The organism is Pseudomonas sp. P867, assembly GCF_019891455.1.
GTDB classification, from domain to species: Bacteria; Pseudomonadota; Gammaproteobacteria; order Pseudomonadales; family Pseudomonadaceae; genus Aquipseudomonas; species Aquipseudomonas synxantha_A.
The window spans coordinates 153,651-173,480 of the sequence record NZ_JAFLXB010000012.1; the positions used below are offsets into that span (position 1 = coordinate 153,651).

The following is a 19,830-nucleotide window of genomic DNA, read 5'->3' on the forward strand; positions in this document are numbered from 1 at the left end:
ATTGAGGCACATGATGATCAGCATGAAGACGCAATCAGCCGAGGCCGTGATCGAATTCTGGAAACAGGCGGGGCCCAAGCGTTGGTTCGCCAAGGACGATGGCTTCGATACAGCCTTTCGCGACACCTTCCACGCCACCCATATGCAAGCCGCGCGGCGCGAGCTGGACGGTTGGCTGGCCACGGCCGACGGCGCACTGGCGTTATTGATCCTGCTGGACCAATACCCGCGCAACGCCTTTCGCGGCACTGCGCATATGTTCGCCACCGACCCGCTGGCGCGTCTGTATGCGCAGCAGATGGTGGACGCCGGGTTGGATCAACAGATCGATCCCCAGTTACGCGCGTTTTGTTATTTACCGTTTGAGCATTCGGAAGACCCGCAAGACCAGCAGCGCTCGTTGGTGCTTAACCAGCAGTTGGACGCCAGCACCTATCACTGGGCCAGGGAACATGCCGATATTATCCAGCGGTTTGGGCGCTTTCCCCATCGCAATGCGGTGTTGGGCAGGGTCACCACCGAGCAGGAGCACCTGTTCCTCAAAGCGGGTGGTTTCGCTGGTTGATGCTATTCCCACCAGGAATGCCCCCATAAAAACCCTGCATTGTCCTTATCGACCTGAATCTCGTAGCGTGGCGTTTCATCTTCGGAGATAGCCCATGAGCCAACCCCCGCTGCGCCTCTACGTTGATTCGCTGTTCACCAGCCCCTACGCCATGTCGGTGTTCGTTGCCCTGCGGGAAAAAGGCCTGACGTTCGACACGGTCACCCTGGACCTGGATGCTGGGCAAAACCAGTCGGCAGATTACGCCCAGCGCTCCTTGACCCAACGGGTACCGGCTCTGGAGCACGGTGATTTTACGCTGTCGGAATCTTCGGCAATCACTGAGTACCTGGACCAGGCGTACCCCCAGATCAGCGTTTACCCGGCTGATCTGCAGCAGCGGGCGAGGGCGCGGCAGGTTCAGGCATGGTTGCGCAGCGACTTGCTGCCGATTCGCCAGGAACGCTCGACGCTGGTGGTGTTCTGCGGGCAGAAGATGCCGCCTCTATCGCCGGTGGCTCAGGCTGCTGCGCGTAAGTTGATCGGCGCGGCGCAGGTTCTCCTGGCAGGCAACCCTGAGCATTTGTTTGGCGAGTGGTCGATCGCCGATGTAGACCTGGCGGTGATGCTCAATCGCCTGATCCTCAACGGCGACCCCGTGCCGGCCGAGCTGGTGATGTACGCGCAACGCCAGTGGCAACGGCCGTCAGTGCGGGAGTGGGTCAACCTGCGACGGCCTGTGCTCTAGCTGCCACTCTTCCTCGACACGTCGGTCCAGGTCCTCCCAGTGGGCCATGCCCAGCACCCGCATGGTGTTCAAGCCCCGCAGGTAACCACGCAGTTGCTGGGCGCTGGCCGAGCGTTGTTTGGCGTCGGCACTTGGGTCCAGCAACACTTCTTCATACTCGACCAGGTAATCGGCGACCCGCTCGCGAAATTCCGGCAGTACGGCATCGCGGATACGGTCGAAGGTTTTCTGGTAGGGCTTCATGGCGGGGTCCTTATAGGTTTTATGGGCTGCCTGACACTATCGGTTCAAATGATAGTCACCATCAAGGATCACAAGTTCTGTTTTTTCGCCAAGCGCGCAGAATCTGCTCATCCAGACGCAGCTCAAGGAAATGCGCGATGAGGACGATTATCCAGCTTACTTTAATGGCCCTGATGTTGGGCACCACCCTCATGACCACCCCGGCGATTGCCGATGAGCTGCGTACAGGCCATTTGCTGCCGCTGGCCGCTAGCGTAGAATCCCTGCAACGCACCCAGAGGGTAGGGGTGTTGTTCAGCGAAAATACCCGCGACAACCTCATCTACCTTGAGCGCTACCATGCCATGGCACTTAACGGCGCCAAGGATGCTCTGGATGGGCGGATTCGCCAGGCGTTCGTCAACAGCTCCGATCCCGAGCTGGCCATCGACTGGTTGATGAACTCGCTGCAGGGCGCTTTTTTCTCGGTGACGGTCTACAGCAGCCTGGATGACATGGTGCAGGCGCATCCGGATGTGGTGGTGGTGCTCGATACCCATAACCAATTGCTGACCCAGCGTAACGACCGGGTCGAGGCACGCTTTGCAGCACGCTTCTATGACGCGAACCTGCAATACATCGCCAAGGCCGAAGGTTCGGTGGACAGGCAAGTGCCGTCAGTGTGGGTGCACGGCAAGGCGGCGCCGGAGATTGCCGCGCTGATCGAGCAGCAGCGAGATGTACAGCAAGATGCCCTGAAGCAGTTCGATGTGTCGCTCAAGGCCCTGGTTCGCGCAGGTTGATTCGCGGGTGGATGTGAACCCTATTGGTTATTTTCAGGAATCTGTATGCGCTCTTTTTTCGCTCCGGCCCTGGCTTTTGCAGCCTCGTTGCTGACCGGTTGTATCACGGCTCCCAATGCCCCATCGCTGACCCTGCAAACCGACAAGACCCCAGAAGGCTATGTGCAATGCGTATTGCCCAAGCTGGAAAAACACGGCATCACCTCGACCGTGACGCAGAATTCGCGTCACGCCAAGGTGCTGTTGACCAGCAAGATTGCTGCTGATGATGTGCTGGAAGCCTATAAGTCCCAGGACGGCACCAAGGTGTTCCTGTATGAGCGCAAACCGCTGGCCTCGGCGATCAAACCGTCGCGGCTTGAGCAGGCGGCCCAGGACTGCAAGTAAGCCCGCTCTGAAAGGCAATGCATTTCAAAATGTGGGAGGGGGCTTGCTCCCGATGGCGGTGGGTCAGCTACAGATGAGCTGACTGACACACTGCTATCGGGAGCAAGCCCCCTCCCACATTTGGACCAACACTCGGCTCAGGGTTTGGCTTCATTGCTGAAACTGCTCACGGTCTTGATCAGCCCCAGCGCCGCCAACGCCACCAACTCACCGCCTTTCTCCACCGTCGCCAGCGCAGGGTCTGAACCCATGCGGCCATCGGGGAAGCGCGCGCGAAAGTCCAGCGCCTCGCGGATCGGCCCGGTGTTGGCAATTTGCGGTGAGTAATCGGCAGACTTGATCGACTGCGGGTAAGCCCACTGCGTCACCGCAATCTCCGACGGCGTGGCGTGGCTGCCGTGGCCGACCGGGAATTGGCGCTGGGCCAGGTCGGTGACGCCTTCCAGGTCCCACCAGTTCACCAGCTTCAGCGCAAACCCGGCCGGGCGGCGGGCGAAGCTGGCTTCGGCGTACAGCTCGGAAAACGCCGCTTCGATCGTGGCGATATTGCCGCCGTGGCCGTTCAGGAACAGGATTTTCTCGAAGCCATGCCCGGCCAGCGAACGCACCCAATCGCCAATCGCGGCGATAAAGGTGGAAGGGCGCAGCGAGATGGTGCCGGGAAACCCCAGGTGGTGCTGGGCCATGCCGATATTGAAAGTAGGGCCGATCAGAATGTCGGCGTTTTTTTGCGCCTCATGGGCGATGATCTCCGGGCACATCCAGTCGGTGCCCAGCAGGCCCGTGGGGCCGTGTTGTTCGTTGGAGCCGATGGGGATCACGACCGTGCGGCTGCGTTCCAGGAACTGCCCGATTTCGATCCAGGTGCTGGTGTGTAGAAGCATGCGAGGCTCTCTTTTATCTGTGGGGACAGGCTATCCGCCACGGATTGTACGACTACTCGCTACCTGTTGGGGCTTGCAATTGAGGTACGTCGAGGACTTCAACCAGCGCTGGTCGGGGTACCAGGAAAACATGAACTGCCCATCCTTGAGCTTGTCTACCACTTGACGGGCGACCTGCGGGCGTACTGCCGGGCAGCCCTGGCTGCGGCCGATGCGGCCTTCGCGCTTGCTCCACAACGGGCTGACGTAGTCGGCGGCATGGATCACGATGGCGCGGTCGCGCGCCAGGTCATTGAAGCCGGGCTCCAGGCCATCCATGCGCAGCGAGTAGCCATGAGCACCGAGGTAGCTTTCCTGGGTGCGGAACAAGCCCAGGCTGGATTGATGGCTGCCTTCGAGATTGGAGAACTGGGTGGCGAAGTTTTCCCCGGACTTGGCGCCATGCGCCACCAGGTCACGCAGCAGCAGGGTCTGTTTGCGCAAATCGAAGATCCACAGCCGACGGGCGGTCGAGGGCTGGGAGTAGTCAATAACCGCTAGGCGATCGGAACGTTCTTCGCCGTTATTGACAGCGCACTGCACCGCGCTCAGGGCGCTTTTGAGTACAGTGGGATTGAGTTCTGGAGCCGAGCGCGCCAGGCTGCTATACAAGGAAGGTGGGGTGCCAGTGGCCGCGAGCGCAAAATTGCTCAGTAAAGCCAGGCCCCCGGTGATCAAGCCGAGGTGGCGCATAAAAGTCAGCATCTACAGTCGATTCCCCCGCTGTGGAGTGGAGCTAAGTCAATTGTTCAAAAAACACGCATGTTACTTGAGCATTTGCCTGCTCGTTGCACCATTGGTCGCGACAGCCGATGCGCTGGCGCCTGAGCCGCTGCCTGTGACCACGCCTGCGCCCGTCGACCTGGCGCCGGTACAGCAGGCGCTGGCGCAACTGCCCAGCGTCTGCCCCCACCTGGTCTCGCGGGTCGATGCCACCGCCCAAGTGCGCCTGCAAGCCTTTTACCAGCAGCAAGGCAATGCACCGTTATGGTCGGCCGACGAGTCCCGGCAAGCCTTGCAAACCCAGTTGTTGATGCTGGCCGACGACGGCCTGGACCCCACCCACTATAGCTTGCCTGCGGTAGATGCCACGGCCAACGTGCTGTGCAGCGATATCGCGACCAGCCAGCAATACCTGCAAGCCCTGCACGATTTGCATTACGGGCGCCTGCTGCAATCGCGCTATGAACCGCTCTGGCATTCGCAACCGCCTGCGACGGACCCGAACACCGTAGTATTGGCATTTGCCGCCACTGGCTTGCAGGACATGGCCAAAGCGTTTGACCAGGCACGCCCAAGTGCAGACTTGTACCGCAGCCTGCGCAACGTCTATTCCAGCCTGCGCCAGCAGCCTTTACCGCACTGGGACGTGGTGGGTAGTGGCCCGTTGTTACGCCCCGGCATGGAAGACCCGCGTGTGCCGGAGTTGGCGCGACGCCTGCACAGTGGCGGCTATCTGGCCAAGTTGCCCAACGGCAAGCAATATCAGGGCGACCTGGTCAAGGCGGCGAAGGCGTTCCAGCTCAGCCACTCGTTGCAAGCCGATGGCGTGATCGGCGCCGGCACCGTGGCCGAACTCAATATCAGCCCGGCGGTACGCCGCGAGCAACTGCGCATCAACCTGGAGCGTTTCCGCTGGCTGGCCCAGGACCTTGAGCCTGAAGGCGTAGTGGTCAATGTGGCCGCCGCGCAATTGAGCGTGTACCAGAGCGGCATCCCTGTGTGGCAAACCCGCTTGCAAGTGGGCCGCGCCGAACGCCAGACACCGCTGCTCAAGTCGCGCATCACGCGGCTGACCCTCAACCCCACCTGGACCATCCCGCCGACCATCATGCGCGAGGACAAGCTCCCGGCTATCCGCCTCAACCCCGAGTACCTGCGCCAGCAAAACCTGCAAGTACTCGACGCCGAAGGTCATCCGCTGCCCCCCGAGCAGGTTGATTGGGCGCGCCCTGGTAATATCCTGCTGCGCCAGCAGGCTGGCCCGCGCAACCCGCTGGGCAAGATCGTGATGCGCTTCCCCAACCCGTTCTCGGTGTACCTGCACGACACACCCAGCCAGCCGCTGTTTACCAAGGGGCCAAGGGCGTTCAGTTCGGGGTGTGTGAGGGTCGAGCAACCGCTGCTGCTGCGTGACCTGCTGGTGACCCCGGCCGAACGCACCCGTACCGATGAACTGTTGGCCACCGGCTTGACCCATGAATTCAGGCTGGCCACCCCGGTGCCGGTGCTGTTGGGGTATTGGACGGTGGAAGTGGATCGCCAGGGGAGCCTGGTCTATGCGCCGGATATCTATGCGCTTGATCCGGTGTTGATCAAAGCCATGGGAAGTGTGCTCTAGGCACAATGTGGCAGGGGTCTTCATGACCCCATCTGACCTATTCAGGTATCAACTGCTGGCGACATTCCAGCACCAGTCGGGCGCCGCCCAGCTCACTGGTACCGACGTCGAGCTTGAAGCCATGCAGGTTGATGATCGCCGCCACAATCGACAGCCCCAGACCAAAGCCACCTTGCTGATCGTTTTCATCCACCCGATAAAAGCGCTGGAACACCGACGCGCGTTCAGCCGGCGGAATTCCGGGCCCCGAGTCGAGCACTTCAATGCGCGAACTGCCCATATCATTGACCGCTCGCAGGATGACCTTGCCATTGGGCGGAGTGAACTTGATCGAATTGCTCAACAGGTTGGCCAAGGCTTCAAACAACAGGGCGCGGTCGCCCGTTACCCACGGCAGCGATTCGGGAGCCTGCAATACCAACTCCATTTCACCTTCCTCCGCCAGGGGCAGATAAAAGTCATGCAATTCGCGCAGCAACGGCAGCGGGTCCAGCACCAGGAAGCCTGACCTGCGCTGGTGATCTTCCAGTTCGGAAATGCGCAGCAGCCCGCGAAAGCGCGCCATCAGCGTGTCGGTTTCGGCAATGGCGTCATCGAGTTTCACTGCGTGGGCTGAGTCTTCCTCGGCTTGCTGCTTGATGCGGTAAAGCTGTGCGCGCAGGCGGGTGAGGGGGGTACGCAGGTCATGGGCGATGGCGTCGCACACGCCCTTGACCTCGTTCATCAGTTTCTCGATGCGTTCGAGCATGGCGTTGACGATGGCCGCGAGCATGTCCAGTTCGTCGCGCCGATTGGACAGCGGCAAGCGGTGCGTCAGGTCGCCGGCGACGATGGCTTCGGCGCTGGCCTGGATCCCGCGGATGCGCCGCAACGGACGCCGGCGCAGCAGGTGCCAGCCCGCAGCGCCGGGGATGATGGTCAACGACAGCGCCCACAACAGGGCATGCCAGATGATCCGCGTCACGCCGAACAACGAACCGTTGGCGCGCACCAGCACCAGCCAGCGCCCGTCGTCGGTGTGGGTGGCCACGGCGTCGCAGCTGTCCTTGGGCAGCTTGGGGTCATCGGATTCGACGCAATTGGCCAGGGTGTGGATCTTGCCATCCAGGGGCAGGTCCGCCGGTACCGTGCGGATCGGCCCGCTCAAGGGCCGAAACTGCTCATCGAACAAGCCATAAGCATCCACGCCCTTCATGTCGAAGGTCATGCTGGTGGTCAGCGCTTCCACCAGGGCTTCGCCGTCGAAGCGCTGGAACAAGTGCTGGCGTTGCAGAAGAGAATGGCGCGAGAGGTCGCTAAGGTAGCCCGACACCTCGTAATACAGCACCCCCATGAGGATGCAACTCCACGCCACGAACAACGAGCTGTACAGCGCCAGCAGGCGGCTGCTGGAAGAGCGCCAGCCCTTAGAGGGGTTCAGCAATGACATACCCGGAACCTCGTACCGTGCGGATCAGCGGCGTGAGGCCCGGGGGATCGATTTTCTTGCGCAGGCGACCGATGTGCACATCGATCAGGTTGGTGCCCGGGTCAAAGTGATAACCCCAGACTTCCTCGAAAATCATCATCCGCGACAGGATCTGCCCGGTGTTGCGCATCAGGAATTCCAGCAGTTTGTATTCGGTGGGCAACAGGGTCAGCGGCTGCTCGGCGCGGCTGGCTTCGCGGCTGATCAGGTTCAATTCCAGGTCTGCCACGCGCAGGGCGGTTTCGAACTCCTTGACCGTGCTTTTGCGCCGCAGCAGCACTTCGACACGGGCGGCCATTTCGTCGGAGGCGAACGGCTTGGTCAGATAGTCATCACCGCCGGCACGCAGGCCACGTACACGCTCGTCGACATCGGAGAGGGCGCTGATCATCAGGATCGGCGTCGATACGCCAATCGTGCGCAAGGTGGTAACGATGGCCAGGCCATCCAGTTCGGGCAACATGCGGTCGAGGGTGATCAGGTCGTAATCGCCGCTTACGGCGCGGACCAGGCCCTCGCGGCCGTTGTCTACCCAGTCTACGTCCAGTCCATGGCTACTCAGCTCGGCGACGATCTCGCGGGCCGTTACGGCGTCATCCTCGATGGTCAAAATGCGGGTCATAGGATTACCTGGTGAGCGTTCACACTAGAAGTGGACGTTATTTTGCCAAGAAGTTGCTGAATGTTTCCTAAATAAAACTTCATCTTGGCAAAACTGCCACCTGTTCATGACTGGCACCACCACATGAATGCATATCGCCCGCCCTTAACGGCCGTTTCTTGCAACTTGCATGACTTAAGTAAGTTCAATTTAATTAACTTATTGAAATACAAGGAATTTAAATTATTTGCCGACTGGCATGGTGCCTGCACTGTCCCTTTTGAGACTTGTAACACTATTTTTCATGCCTGGAGCAAAACAACAATGATCACATCCTCATCCGCGCTGCAAGAGTCAAGCACGCTCTCCGGGGTTTCCTGGGGGGCGATCTTCGCCGGGGCCGCTGCGGCGGCTGCGCTGTCACTGATTCTGGTGCTGCTGGGCTTCGGCCTGGGCTTTTCGGCGGTGTCGCCGTGGGCCGATAGCGGTATCAGTGCCAAGGGCCTTGGCATTTCCACGATTGTCTGGCTGGCCTTTACCCAGATCGTCGCTTCGGGCCTGGGTGGCTACATCGCCGGCCGCTTGCGGGTGAAGTGGGCCAACATGCATGGCGATGAAGTGTACTTTCGCGATACCGCCCATGGTTTCCTGGCGTGGGCCGTGGCCACATTGATCACGGCAATGCTGGTGGTCGGTTCGGTCAGCAGTGTCGTCAGTGGTGGTGTGAAAGCCGGTGCCAGCGTTGCGTCGGGCGCCGCCAGTGGCTTGACCCAAGCAGCCGGCAGCGCAGCCAAAGGTGCCGACAGCGGCGACTTCGGCTACTACGTCGACAGCCTGTTCCGCGATGACCGCCCAGCCGCGGTCAGCGACGATGCGGCCCATGCCGTGGTCGGCCGTATCTTCGCCCGGACCCTGAGCAATGACGGTCAACTGGCCGCCGAAGACCGTGCCTACCTGGCCCAGTTGATCACCCAGCGTACCAACCTCAGCCAGGCGGATGCCGAAGCGCGTATCGATAAAGTGTACGGCGATGCCCGTAAAGCCATCGAAGACGCCAAGCTCAAAGCCAAGCAGGCCGCCGAGACCGCCGCGAAAGTGGCTGCCTATACCTCGCTGTGGACCTTCGTGGCGCTGTTGATCGGTGCATTCTTCGCCAGCTTCGCTGCCACCTTCGGCGGTCGCCGCCGGGATGCCGTGGTGTACGTCGAAACCGAAAACTACGTTCGTTAATTCAAGGCCCATTCATTTAAGGAAAGCATCATGCGCTCATTACTGCTGTGGTTCCTCGGCGTGCCGATTCCGGTGATCATTCTGATCGCGATCTTCATGCACTAAACCCGGGCCTGGCTCGGTAAAGGGTGGGAAGGGCTTTGCTCCTTCCCACTTTTCGTTTTGCGCAACGTCAGCCAACTGATGACCAGCAAGGTGCTGGCCAGCGATGTCATGATTACCAACGGTTGTGCAGTGCCATCCGATAGCAGCCCGGTGGCCCAACTGCTCACAGCCGTCACAAACATCTGAATAAAAAAGAACAACCCCGACGCCGTACCGGCAATCGCGCCGTAGGGCTGCAACACCGACAACTGGCAGGCGGGCATCGTCAGCCCCACCGACACCATGATCACCACCATCGGCAACACAATCGCCAGCCAATCCTGCGCCAGCAGTGTCGTGGCCGTCGCAAGCAGTACGCTGCCCAGCACATTCAGGCCGATGGCGAAGCTGATCAAGCGGTCTGCCTCGAACCGCGCTACCAGGCGGCGGAACAGGTTGGCGCCGAACATATAGCCACTGATCGTTGCGGCAAATACCAGGGCGTAGGCGCTCGGCGATAAATCAAAGCCGCGTTGCAGCAACGCCGAAGACTCGCTGATAAACGGAAAATAGGTGCTGTACACGCAGCCGATCGCCAAGGCATAACGCAGGAAATAGCGGTCGCGCAGCAGTTGGCCGTAGATGCTCAGCAAGTGGGTGGGTGGCGCGGCGGCCACTTGTGGCGGACGGGTTTCCGGCAGGCGGCGCTGGACCACCAGGCACAACAGGCTGCCAATCACCGCCAGCAAAACAAACAAACCCCGCCAACCCAAGAGGGGCAACAGCACGCTGCCAAGCACCGGCGCGGCCATGGGCGAGACCGCCATTGCCATGGAGATCAACCCCAGCAAGCGCGCCTGCTCCTGTGGGGCAAAATAGTCGCGCACGATCACCCGGCCTATTACCGTGGTGCAACACCCGCCAAGGGCCTGGAACAGCCGCGCAATGATCAATACCCTCAGGCTGTCGGCCAGTGCGCAGGTGAGGGTTGCCAGTACATACGTCGTCAACCCAGCCAGCAACACCGGACGCCGGCCGAAGCGGTCGGTAAGCGGGCCGCTGACCAGCAAGGAAATCGCCGATCCGAGGGTGTAGAGCGTCAGTACCAGCTGCAGTTGGCTATCGGAGGTCTGGAAGTAGTCGGCCATAGCGGCCATAGCGGGCAGGGCGGGCAAGTGCAGGTCCAGGGTGAGGCGCGGCAAGCCCACCAGGACCGTCAGCAGCGTTAGCCAGAACCAGGGAGCGAGAATGCGTTGCGTCATGGGCGGTTACTTCGCGAGGGGTAGAGCCCGGACTCTAGCGGCGTTGTGGTTTAATCCGCAGAACCACTTGTGCATGGAAGGACTGGACCACTATGAGCCGAGGAAAAGCCGCCTCCAACCTTGACTTGCCGCGCCCGGACAACTTGGGCGAGGGTAAACAGCAGGGCGCCTATGAGGCTTTGCGGGGGGCGATCCTGACTCGGCAGTTGCCGGCCGACAGCCGTTTTCCATCGACCCGCAGCCTGGCCGAGCGCTGGCAGGTTTCGCGCGGCACCCTTGAGGTCGTGTTCGACCGCTTGCACAGCGAAGGCTATGTGCAGCGCGTGGCGGGCTCTGGCACGCGGGTGCGCGCGGTGATTCCCGAGCAATTCATTGCGGCCCCGGCGTCAAAACAAATGCTGCGCCGCCCGGTTGACCCCGACCCACCCCACGCCGGGGTACAGAGCCATGTGCCCTTTGTCGCACGGCGCCCGGATGCCGGCCTGTTCGACCTGAAAGCCTGGGCGCGTTGCGTCGCCCGTGGGTTGTTGGCCGCAGGCCCTGGTGTACTGGAGGCCGCGCATCCTGGTGGGCTGCCGGCCCTGCGTGAGCACATTGCGGATTACTTGCGCAGTTATCGCGGCATGCACTGCGAGGCGGATGAAGTGATTGTCACCACGGGTATTCGTCATGGCCTTGACCTGATCGCCCGCACGCTGCTCCAACCGGGTGACCTGGCCTGCGTCGAGGACCCCGGCTACACCCCGGCGCGGCGTCTGTTCAAGCTGGCCGGCGCACAGGTGCAGTCGATCCCGGTCACCGCCGAAGGGCTCGATACCGCTCAGTTGCCTGCCCACGCACGACTGGTGTATGTCACCCCCGCGCACCAGGCCCCGCTGGGCGTGACCCTGTCGGTGTCGCACCGTCTGGCGCTGCTGGACTGGGCAAGTCGAGCCGATGCCTGGGTGGTCGAAGACGACTACGACAGCGAGTACAACTACAACAGCGCACCTTTGGCCGCGCTCAAGTCCCTGGATGCGAACGACCGCGTGCTCTACTGCGGCAGCTTCAACAAGAACCTGTTTCCAGGGTTGCGAGTCGGTTTCATGGTGGTGCCCAAAACCCTGCGTCCGTCACTGCTGCGCACCTTGCAACTGACCGGGCATTCGGTGGGCGCCAGCGATCAGTCGGGCCTGGTGGACTTTCTTGGCAGCGGTGCGTTTGTGCGGCATTTGCGCGCTTCGCGTCAGGCCTATCAGGCGCGGCGGGATGCCTTGCTCGCCTGCCTCCCGCCGGACGTCACGGTCACTGGCGAGCAGGCCGGGCTGCATTTTGTGCTGTGGTTACCGGCAGGGGTGCCAGAGGCGGATTTCTGCGCCCACGCCGCCGACGCCGGGCTGAGTTTGCAGGCACTGGGCAAGTTTTGTGTCGATGTAACGTTGCCGCCCGCCGTGATTGTCGGCTACACCGCATTGACCCTCGCGCAGATCCGCTTCCACGGCCGGGCTCTGGCGCAATTGCTGTAGGAGCGCGTCAGTCGTCGAACCCGACCTGCTCATGAATTTCATCCACCTTCAATTCCAACCGATAGGCCACCGCAATAAACAACGCCTGGCACAGGCACAAGGTGGCGCTCAGCGAGCGAAAGGCAAACGATGAGCCTTCATTGACCAACAGCACCGCATTCGCGCGCTTGGCCAGCGGCGACAGGTTGCTGTCGGTGATGATCAAGGTCTTGGCCTGGTGATGCTGGGCAATGCGCAGGCAGTGCTGGGTCTCTTTGCCGTAGGGCGTAAAACTGATGGCAATCACCAGGTCATTGGCGCGCACGCTGCGCATCTGCTCGCGATAACTGCCGCCTAGCCCCGAGATCAGGTGGATGCGCTTGTTGGTGTGCTGCAGGTTGTAGACCAGGTAGTCGGCCACGGCAAAGGAACGGCGCACACCGACCACGTAGATGTTGTCGGCATTGACCACCAGGTCCACGGCTTTCTCGAAGGCCGCATCGTCCAGTTCCAGGCCCAGGCGTTCGATCCCGGACAGGGTGGCGTTGACACACTCACGCGCCAGGTCGCCGCCGCTGGCTTTCTGCGACTTGTTGGCGATCATGCTGCGGATGCGCTGCTGGTAGTTCTGCACCGGTGTGGTCTTGTGGGTATAGGCCTCGCGAAACAGCGCCTGCATTTCACTGAAACCGCTGAAGCCGAAACGCTGGGAAAACCGCACGATGGCCGAGGGGTGCACTTCGCATTCACGGGCGATGTCACTGATGCGATCGACCATGATCCGGTCGCTCTGCTGGCTCATGTAACTGGCGATGCGCTTGAGCTGGCGCGGCAGGCTTTCGTATTCGTCGGTGATCAGCTGCAACAGGCGTTCGGCATTGATCGGAGGGCTGGCGACAGTTGCTTCCAGGGTGGTCTCGGGATCGGTGCGGGACATGGGCAATCCTTCTGGCGTGTTCGTCTGATGCGCTGATGGGTGGCGCAAGTCTACAGGGTAGGCGCAAAAAAATACCTCGGCATCACGGCCCGCGTGGCCTGCTGAAACGATGCACGGGCGCTGGCGTGCCGCTATGCTGACGTATTGGAAAATATATTCCACTAAAAATAATTATGGAATAAATATTGATTGCCGCCGTCGGACGTTCTAGTCTGCTCCCACCAAGAGCGTTTGCCGCCACTACGGCGGCACAACGCAGGCTGATAAAAATAACAGGAGCCAGCATGGGCCAGACTCGTTTTGCCAGTGGGCGTCAATTGGATCTGATTTGCCTGGGGCGCCTGGGCGTCGACCTCTACGCGCAGCAAGTGGGTGCGCGGCTTGAGGATGTGTCCAGCTTTGCCAAATACCTCGGCGGTTCCTCCGCCAACATCGCCTTCGGCACTGCTCGGCTGGGGCTCAAGTCGGCGATGCTGAGCCGGGTGGGCGACGACCATATGGGCCGTTTTCTGATCGAATCCCTGGCCCGCGAAGGTTGCGATGTCAGCGGCATCAAGGTCGACCCCGAACGCCTCACCGCCCTGGTGCTGCTGGGTCTCAAAGACCGTGAAACCTTTCCCCTGGTGTTCTACCGCGAAAACTGCGCCGACATGGCCCTGCGCGCCGAAGACATCAGCGAAGCCTTTGTTGCATCGAGCAAGGCGCTGCTGATCACCGGCACGCATTTCTCCACCGACGGTGTGCACAAGGCCAGCATTCAGGCGCTGGATTACGCAGCCAAACACAACGTCAAACGGGTGCTGGATATCGACTACCGCCCTGTGCTGTGGGGCTTGGCGGGCAAGGCCGATGGCGAAACCCGTTTTGTTGCCGACCAGAATGTCAGCCAGCATGTGCAGAAAATCCTGGCGCGTTTCGACCTGATCGTCGGCACTGAAGAAGAATTCCTCATCGCCGGTGGCAGTGAAGACCTGCTCACCGCCCTGCGCACGGTGCGCGAACTGACGCCCGCCACCCTGGTGGTCAAGCTCGGCCCGCAAGGCTGCACGGTGATCCACGGCGAGATCCCTGCGCGGTTGGAGGACGGGGCGATCTATCCCGGTGTGCGCGTTGAAGTGCTTAATGTGCTGGGTGCTGGCGATGCCTTCATGTCAGGCTTTCTCAGGGGCTGGCTCAACGACGCCAGCGACGAGCGTTGCAGCCAGTTGGCCAATGCCTGTGGCGGCCTGGTGGTCTCGCGGCACGCCTGTGCGCCGGCCATGCCCACGCCCGCCGAACTCGATTACCTGTTCAACAGCCCGGTGCCGATCACCCGTCCCGATCAGGATGCGACCCTGCAGCGCCTGCACCGCGTCACGGTGCCGCGCAAGGCTTGGAAGCAACTGTTCGTGTTTGCCTTCGATCACCGCTGGCAGCTGGTGGACCTGGCGCAAAAAGGCGGCCAGGACTTGACGCGAATCAGCGCCATCAAGCAGCTGTTTATCCAGGCCATCGAACGTGTGGAGACCAAGCTCGCCGAGCAGGGCATCGAGGCCGACGTGGGCCTGCTTGCCGATCAGCGTTTTGGCCAGGATGCCCTCAATGCCGCCAGCGGCCGAGGCTGGTGGATTGCCCGCCCGGTCGAAGTGCAGAACTCACGGCCTCTGGCGTTCGAACACGGTCGCTCGGTGGGCAGCAACCTGATTGCCTGGCCCCAGGAACAGATCATCAAATGCCTGGTGCAATTTCACCCCGATGACGAACCTATGCTGCGCCTGGAACAGGAGGCGCAGCTCAAGGCGGTGTATGAGGCGTCCATCGTCAGCGGCCATGAACTGCTGCTGGAAGTCATCCCGCCCAAGGATCACCCCTCCACTTATCCCGACGTTTTGTATCGCAGCCTCAAGCGCCTGTACAACTTGGGTATCTACCCGGCCTGGTGGAAGATCGAAGCGCAGTCGGCCGCCGACTGGAAAAAGCTCGACGAACTGATCCAGGAGCGCGACCCATACTGCCGTGGCGTGGTGCTGCTTGGCCTGAACGCGTCGGCTGAATGTCTTGCCGACGGTTTTCAGCAAGCCCGCCTGAGCACCACCTGCCGCGGATTTGCCGTCGGCCGCACGATCTTCCAGGAGCCGAGCCGGGCGTGGATGGCGGGGGAGATCGATGATGAGACCTTGATCCAGCAGGTACAGGCTACCTTCGAACAACTCATCAACGCCTGGCGCAGTGCTCGAATTTAGTCACACATTCCAAATGTGCAATGCAATCCAATGTGGGAGGGAGCAAGCCCCCTCCCACATAAAGCAGATCTCAGTGATCTCTAGAGAAAACAATAAAAGGTGCAGCCATGCCCGCAATCCGAATTGGCATCAACCCGATCTCCTGGAGCAACGACGACCTCCCGGCCCTTGGCGGTGAAACCCCGCTGAGCACGGCCCTGAGTGAAGGCAAGGACATCGGCTACGAAGGTTTTGAACTCAATGGCAAGTTTCCCAAGGATGCCAAGGGCGTCGGCGACGTGCTGCGTCCCTATGACCTGGCGCTGGTCTCGGGCTGGTACTCCAGCCGCTTGGCCCGTCGTTCGGTGGCCGAGGAGATCGATGCCATTGCCGGCCATGTCGAACTGCTCAAACAAAACGGTGCCAACGTACTGGTGTACGGCGAAGTCGCCGATTCGATCCAGGGTTCACGCATTCGCCTGATAGAACGTCCGCGTTTTCATAGCGAACAGGCCTGGCAGGCGTACGCCGACAAGCTCACCGAGCTGGCGCGTTTCACCTTGTCTCAAGGCGTGCGCCTGGCCTACCACCACCATATGGGCGCCTACGTCGAGTCTCCCGAAGACATTGACCAGTTGATGAAACGCACGGGGCCGGAAGTCGGCCTGCTGTTCGATTCGGGCCACTGCTACATGGGCGGCGGCGAACCCATCGAGGTGTTGCGCAAGCACATCGACCGCGTTTGCCATGTGCATTTCAAGGACGTGCGCAAACCCGTGGTGCAATTGGCGCGCAATCAGATGTGGAGTTTTCCCGATTGCATCGTCAACGGCACTTTCACCGTGCCAGGGGACGGCGATATCGACTTTGCGTCGTTACTGGACGTGCTGCTCGCTGCGAACTACGCAGGCTGGCTGGTGGTGGAAGCCGAGCAGGACCCGGCCGTGGCGCCCAGTTATATCTACGCGAAAAAGGGCTATGACACCTTGCGTGCGCTTCTCGACGAGAGGGTTTGAGTGATGAGCTTGTTGGTCAAAAGCAGCAAACGCGGGCAAACCATGGTTGCCCTGGAGGCGGGGCACCTGGAGTACGTAGGCTTCGCCGCTTACCGCTTGAGCCTGGGCGAAACCTTGCCGGTCAGCGCGGGCGATCAGGAGCTGTGCCTGGTGCTGCTCAGCGGTCGGGTGAATATCGAAGGCGAAGGCTTCAATTGGCAGAACCTGGGTGATCGCCAGTCGGTGTTCGAAGACAAATCACCGTTCGCCGCCTATTTGCCGCCGGGCACCGACGCCCAGGTCACGGCCCTGAGCGATGTACAGATCGCCGTGTGTGCGGCGCCGGGTGCGGCGGGTTTTGCCCCGCGCCTGATCCGCCCCGAGCAGTGCAAACGCAGTGTGCGCGGCAAAGGCGCCAACACCCGCTACGTCTGCGACATCCTGCCCGACAGCGAGCCGGCCCATTCGCTGCTGGTGGTGGAAGTGCGCACACCTTCGGGGCATTCCTCAAGTTACCCGCCGCACAAACACGATACCGATGACCTGCCGCACCAGAGCTTTCTGGAAGAAACCTATTACCACCAGGTCAATCCACCCCAGGGCTTTGTGTTCCAGCGCGTGTACACCGACGACCGCAGCATCGACCAGGCCATGGCCGTGGAAAACAGCGACCTGGTGGTGGTGCCCAAGGGATATCACCCGGTCAGCGTGCCGTATGGCTACGAGTCTTATTACCTCAATGTCATGGCCGGCCCCAAGCGCGCCTGGCATTTCCATAACGACCCGCAGCACAGTTGGCTGCTGGACCTTTAAACGGTTTTGGACGGAGAACAACAACAATGAAGTCGCCGCTACGTTTTGCCCTTAACCGTATGGTCGCGCCTGACTTGCCCCTGGCGGATTTTATCCAGCTGGCCAAAGCCCTCCAGTGCGATGCCATCGAGATTCGCAACGACCTCAAAAACCGCGAAATCGAATACGGCATGTCTGCCGCCCGCGTGCGTGAGTTGTGCGCGGCGCAGGGCATCAAGGTGCTGTCGATCAACGCGCTGTACCCTTTTGATGTGTGGAACGACGAACGCCGCGCTCAGGCAATCGAACTGGCCACCTACGCCCGTGAGTGCGGGGCCCAGGGCCTGGTGATGTGCCCGTTCAATCAGCCTGGCGATACGCGTAACGACGCGCAGCGCGCCGCTGGTTTGCGCACCGCGTTGAGCGAACTGGCGTTGATCCTGCGTGAGTACGGGATTCTCGGTTTCATCGAACCCCTGGGCTTCGCAGTATCCGCCCTGCGCCGCAAGCGCGTGGCAGTGGATGCGATCAAGGCCATCGGTGGCCTGGATGTGTTTCGTGTGGTGCATGACACCTTTCACCATCATTTGGCCGGCGAGCATGAGTTCTTCCCGGAGCTGACCGGGCTGGTGCATATCTCCGGGGTGGAAGACCACGAGGCGCCGCTTGACTCAATCCGCGACGGCCACCGCGTGCTGGTCGGCGAGGACGATATTCTCGGGAATGCGGCGCAGATCGACACCTTGCTGAGCACCGGCTACAGCGGCTATCTGTCGTTCGAGCCGTTTGCCGAAAGCGTGCATGGATTGGCGGATATCCGGCAGGCGTTGGGGGCAAGCATCGCCCACCTGCAAAAACGATAAGGGGCGCGACATGAGCACCACACGATTGACCATGGCCCAGGCCTTGGTGAAGTTTCTGGATAACCAATACATCGAAGTCGACGGCGTACAGAGCAAGTTCGTTGCCGGGGTGTTCACTATTTTCGGGCATGGCAATGTGTTGGGCCTTGGCCAGGCGCTTGAGCAGGACAGCGGCGACCTGGTGGTGCACCAGGGCCGCAACGAACAAGGCATGGCCCATGCCGCCATCGGGTTTGCCAAGCAGCACCTGCGCCGCAAGATCTATGCGTGCACGGCCTCGGTGGGGCCTGGCGCTGCGAATATGCTCACTGCCGCAGCCACCGCCACGGCCAACCGCATACCGCTGCTGCTGTTGCCCGGCGATGTCTACGCCAGCCGCCAGCCCGACCCGGTGCTGCAGCAGATCGAGCAGTTCCACGACCTGAGCATCAGCACCAACGACGCGTTCCGCGCCGTGAGCAAATACTGGGACCGCATCAACCGCCCCGAACAGTTGATGACGGCGGCGATCCACGCCATGCGCGTGCTCACCGACCCTGCCGAAACCGGCGCGGTGACATTGGCCTTGCCCCAGGATGTGCAGGCCGAGGCCTGGGACTATCCCGACTACTTCCTGCAAAAGCGCGTGCACCGTATCGACCGGCGCCCGGCCACCGCCGCGATGATCGGCGATGCGCTGGCGGCGTTTCGCGGCAAGCGCAAACCGCTGATCATTTGTGGCGGCGGGGTGAAGTACTCCGGCGCCAATGCGGCGCTGCAAGCTTTTGCCGAGCGCTTTGAGATTCCCTTTGCCGAAACACAGGCCGGTAAAAGCGCGGTGGTCTCCAGCCATGCACTGAACGTCGGCGGCATCGGCGAAACCGGCTGCCTGGCGGCGAACCTGCTGGCCCCCGAGGCGGACCTGATCATCGGCATCGGCACGCGGTATACCGACTTCACGACCTCGTCAAAATCGCTGTTCAAGCACCCCGAGGTGACTTTTCTCAACCTCAATGTCAGCGCCTGCGACGCGTTGAAGCTGGACGGTGTGCAAGTGGTGGCGGATGCCAGAGTCGCGCTTGAAGCGCTGGCCGATGCCCTCGGCGATTACCGTTCCGGCTGGGGCGAGCAGATCGCTGACGCCAAGGCGCAACTGAATGCCGAAGTGGATCGCGTGTACCAGGTGCAATACTCAGACGATGATTTCGTGCCGGAAGTTGACGACCTTCTGGACCGCGCCGTACTGCGCGAGTTTATCGAGCTGACCGGCTCCTGCCTGACCCAAAGCCGCGTACTGGGCGTGCTCAACCAGGCGCTGGCCGACGATGCGATCATCGTCGCCGCCGCCGGCAGCCTGCCCGGGGACTTGCAGCGCGCCTGGCGCAGCAAGGGCGTCAATACCTATCACGTCGAATACGGCTATTCGTGCATGGGCTACGAGATCAATGCCGCCTTGGGCGTGAAGCTCGCCGAGCCGACCAAAGAGGTCTACGCCCTGGTCGGTGACGGCTCCTACATGATGCTGCACTCGGAGCTGGCCACTTCGATCCAGGAACGGCGCAAGATCAACGTGGTGCTGCTCGACAACATGGCCTTCGGTTGCATCAACAACCTGCAAATCGGCAATGGCATGGACAGCTTCGGCACCGAGTTTCGCTTCCGCAACCCCGAGAGCGGCAAGCTCGACGGCGGCCTGGTGCCGGTGGATTTCGCCATGAGTGCGGCGGCCTATGGTTGCAAGACCTACAAGGTCAGCACGCTAGAGCAGCTGGAAGCGGCCCTGGCCGATGCGCGCACGCAAACCGTCTCGACGCTGATCGATATCAAAGTGCTGCCCAAGACCATGGTCCACGGCTACCTGTCGTGGTGGCGGGTAGGTGTGGCGCAGGTGTCCACCAGTGAACGCACGAATGCAGCGGCAAAAAAACTCAATGAACACCTGGCCAAGGCCCGGCAGTACTAATAA

The 19,830-nt window shown here is 61.3% G+C and carries 19 protein-coding genes; 12 read left to right on the plus strand and 7 right to left on the minus strand.

Annotated features, from left to right (window positions below; translation table 11 throughout):
- Positions 1-22: 22 nt before the first annotated feature.
- The gene (locus tag J1G33_RS21040; protein ID WP_032880980.1) at positions 23-565 is read left to right on the plus strand and encodes a DUF924 family protein; all 543 of its coding nucleotides are present in this window, start codon (positions 23-25) and stop codon (positions 563-565) included.
- A 94-nt stretch (positions 566-659) separates the two neighbouring features.
- On the plus strand, positions 660-1,292 hold the full coding sequence (gene yfcF, locus J1G33_RS21045; protein WP_223018679.1) for a glutathione transferase: 633 nt from the start codon (positions 660-662) through the stop codon (positions 1,290-1,292).
- On the opposite strand, the gene J1G33_RS21050 is transcribed toward yfcF, so the two are convergent.
- Positions 1,251-1,535: a hypothetical protein gene (locus J1G33_RS21050; RefSeq protein ID WP_032876218.1), complete on the minus strand. Its 285-nt coding sequence runs from the start codon at positions 1,533-1,535 to the stop codon at positions 1,251-1,253. The genes yfcF and J1G33_RS21050 overlap by 42 nt on opposite strands.
- Positions 1,536-1,672: 137 nt before the next feature.
- On the opposite strand from J1G33_RS21050, the gene J1G33_RS21055 reads away from it, so the two are divergent.
- Both J1G33_RS21055 and J1G33_RS21060 read left to right on the plus strand, forming a co-directional pair.
- Complete coding sequence (locus J1G33_RS21055) at positions 1,673-2,317, plus strand: ATPase (RefSeq protein WP_103734390.1); 645 nt, start codon at positions 1,673-1,675, stop codon at positions 2,315-2,317.
- Between the two features lie 45 nt (positions 2,318-2,362).
- Complete coding sequence (locus J1G33_RS21060; RefSeq protein WP_032876214.1) at positions 2,363-2,704, plus strand: hypothetical protein; 342 nt, start codon at positions 2,363-2,365, stop codon at positions 2,702-2,704.
- Between the two features lie 137 nt (positions 2,705-2,841).
- Here J1G33_RS21060 and J1G33_RS21065 read toward each other — a convergent pair whose 3' ends face one another.
- The gene (locus tag J1G33_RS21065; protein WP_032876212.1) at positions 2,842-3,588 is read right to left on the minus strand and encodes a creatininase family protein; all 747 of its coding nucleotides are present in this window, start codon (positions 3,586-3,588) and stop codon (positions 2,842-2,844) included.
- Positions 3,589-3,618: 30 nt separating this feature from the next.
- The gene (locus J1G33_RS21070; protein WP_032876209.1) at positions 3,619-4,332 is read right to left on the minus strand and encodes a murein L,D-transpeptidase catalytic domain family protein; all 714 of its coding nucleotides are present in this window, start codon (positions 4,330-4,332) and stop codon (positions 3,619-3,621) included.
- 40 nt (positions 4,333-4,372) lie between these two features.
- On the opposite strand from J1G33_RS21070, the gene J1G33_RS21075 reads away from it, so the two are divergent.
- The gene (locus J1G33_RS21075; RefSeq protein ID WP_223018680.1) at positions 4,373-5,968 is read left to right on the plus strand and encodes a L,D-transpeptidase family protein; all 1,596 of its coding nucleotides are present in this window, start codon (positions 4,373-4,375) and stop codon (positions 5,966-5,968) included.
- A gap of 37 nt (positions 5,969-6,005) precedes the next feature.
- On the opposite strand, the gene J1G33_RS21080 is transcribed toward J1G33_RS21075, so the two are convergent.
- Both J1G33_RS21080 and J1G33_RS21085 read right to left on the minus strand, forming a co-directional pair.
- On the minus strand, positions 6,006-7,397 hold the full coding sequence (locus J1G33_RS21080) for a HAMP domain-containing sensor histidine kinase (protein ID WP_223018681.1): 1,392 nt from the start codon (positions 7,395-7,397) through the stop codon (positions 6,006-6,008).
- Complete coding sequence (locus J1G33_RS21085; protein ID WP_005787712.1) at positions 7,375-8,058, minus strand: response regulator transcription factor; 684 nt, start codon at positions 8,056-8,058, stop codon at positions 7,375-7,377. The genes J1G33_RS21080 and J1G33_RS21085 overlap by 23 nt, the downstream gene beginning before the upstream one ends.
- A 303-nt stretch (positions 8,059-8,361) precedes the next feature.
- Here J1G33_RS21085 and J1G33_RS21090 point away from each other — a divergent pair, with 303 nt between their 5' ends.
- Positions 8,362-9,267 carry a hypothetical protein gene (locus tag J1G33_RS21090; RefSeq protein ID WP_005787714.1) on the plus strand — a complete coding sequence of 302 codons (906 nt, stop codon included), beginning with the start codon at positions 8,362-8,364 and terminating at the stop codon, positions 9,265-9,267.
- A gap of 101 nt (positions 9,268-9,368) precedes the next feature.
- Here J1G33_RS21090 and J1G33_RS21095 read toward each other — a convergent pair whose 3' ends face one another.
- Positions 9,369-10,613 (minus strand): multidrug effflux MFS transporter, encoded by a 1,245-nt coding sequence (locus J1G33_RS21095; protein ID WP_223018682.1) that lies wholly within the window; start codon positions 10,611-10,613, stop codon positions 9,369-9,371.
- A 92-nt stretch (positions 10,614-10,705) separates the two neighbouring features.
- On the opposite strand from J1G33_RS21095, the gene J1G33_RS21100 reads away from it, so the two are divergent.
- A complete protein-coding gene (locus J1G33_RS21100) occupies positions 10,706-12,118 on the plus strand; it encodes a PLP-dependent aminotransferase family protein (RefSeq protein ID WP_223018683.1) in 1,413 nt (470 codons plus the stop codon).
- Positions 12,119-12,125: 7 nt separating this feature from the next.
- Here J1G33_RS21100 and J1G33_RS21105 read toward each other — a convergent pair whose 3' ends face one another.
- Positions 12,126-13,034: a MurR/RpiR family transcriptional regulator gene (locus tag J1G33_RS21105; RefSeq protein ID WP_032876193.1), complete on the minus strand. Its 909-nt coding sequence runs from the start codon at positions 13,032-13,034 to the stop codon at positions 12,126-12,128.
- 284 nt (positions 13,035-13,318) lie between these two features.
- Here J1G33_RS21105 and iolC point away from each other — a divergent pair, with 284 nt between their 5' ends.
- From iolC to iolD, 5 genes are all read left to right on the plus strand, one after another.
- Positions 13,319-15,256 carry a 5-dehydro-2-deoxygluconokinase gene (gene iolC, locus J1G33_RS21110; protein WP_223018684.1) on the plus strand — a complete coding sequence of 646 codons (1,938 nt, stop codon included), beginning with the start codon at positions 13,319-13,321 and terminating at the stop codon, positions 15,254-15,256.
- A gap of 107 nt (positions 15,257-15,363) precedes the next feature.
- Positions 15,364-16,251: a myo-inosose-2 dehydratase gene (gene iolE / locus J1G33_RS21115; protein WP_223018685.1), complete on the plus strand. Its 888-nt coding sequence runs from the start codon at positions 15,364-15,366 to the stop codon at positions 16,249-16,251.
- A 3-nt stretch (positions 16,252-16,254) separates the two neighbouring features.
- The gene (iolB, locus tag J1G33_RS21120; RefSeq protein WP_223018686.1) at positions 16,255-17,043 is read left to right on the plus strand and encodes a 5-deoxy-glucuronate isomerase; all 789 of its coding nucleotides are present in this window, start codon (positions 16,255-16,257) and stop codon (positions 17,041-17,043) included.
- Between the two features lie 26 nt (positions 17,044-17,069).
- The gene (locus J1G33_RS21125; protein ID WP_078821135.1) at positions 17,070-17,885 is read left to right on the plus strand and encodes a TIM barrel protein; all 816 of its coding nucleotides are present in this window, start codon (positions 17,070-17,072) and stop codon (positions 17,883-17,885) included.
- Between the two features lie 10 nt (positions 17,886-17,895).
- Positions 17,896-19,827 carry a 3D-(3,5/4)-trihydroxycyclohexane-1,2-dione acylhydrolase (decyclizing) gene (iolD, locus tag J1G33_RS21130; RefSeq protein ID WP_103734385.1) on the plus strand — a complete coding sequence of 644 codons (1,932 nt, stop codon included), beginning with the start codon at positions 17,896-17,898 and terminating at the stop codon, positions 19,825-19,827.
- The last annotated feature ends 3 nt before the right edge of the window (positions 19,828-19,830 follow it).